We start from the raw sequence: 593 nt of genomic DNA, 5'->3' as shown, positions 1-593 counted from the left end.
CAGCAGGTCATGGTTCACATTGTCAAAGTAGGACTTTAAATCAAGGTCGACCACGTAGTGATAGCCTTGATTATAATAGGCTGCCACCTTTTTCACAGCACTTTGCGCACTGCGATGTGGTCGAAAACCATAACTATTGTCGGAAAATACCTGTTCCAAGATTGGTATGAGTTGTTGCGCTACGGCTTGTTGAACCACACGGTCGACGACCGTTGGGACCCCTAGCTTGCGCTTTGACCCGTCGGCTTTTGGGATTTCTACTCTTTTGACCGGCTGGGGCTGATAGCTTTCAGAGCGCAACTCTTCCACCAGCTTTGTATTATTTTCCTTCAAGTAAGGACCGAGTTCCTCAACGGTCATTCCGTCGATTCCCCCAGCTCCTTTATTACGTTTGACATTCTTAGAGGCCGCATTTAAATTATTGCGGTCTAAAATCTTCTCACGTAATAAGCCATTCTGAATTCTCTGTTCACCAGAAACAATACTACGCGCTCCTGTTTTCTCTCGCCCTTCCAGGGCTACCCTCCGCAGGCAGTCAGCTTTGTTTTCTGTTTTCTGCGATTGTCGCATTGTTTCCACCTCCAAGATGAATC

General features: G+C 46.9%; 1 protein-coding gene. It reads right to left on the bottom strand.

What is annotated here, in order from left to right; genetic code table 11:
- The coding region (locus tag LFYK43_RS12230) for a reverse transcriptase domain-containing protein (protein WP_268227140.1) at nucleotides 1-570 on the bottom strand (570 nt) is incomplete at its 3' end.
- Nucleotides 571-593 lie beyond the last annotated feature (23 nt).

The sequence above is a fragment of the Ligilactobacillus salitolerans genome (assembly GCF_003864415.1).
GTDB lineage: Bacteria > Bacillota > Bacilli > Lactobacillales > Lactobacillaceae > Ligilactobacillus > Ligilactobacillus salitolerans.
This window is presented reverse-complemented; position numbering and strand designations above follow the sequence as displayed.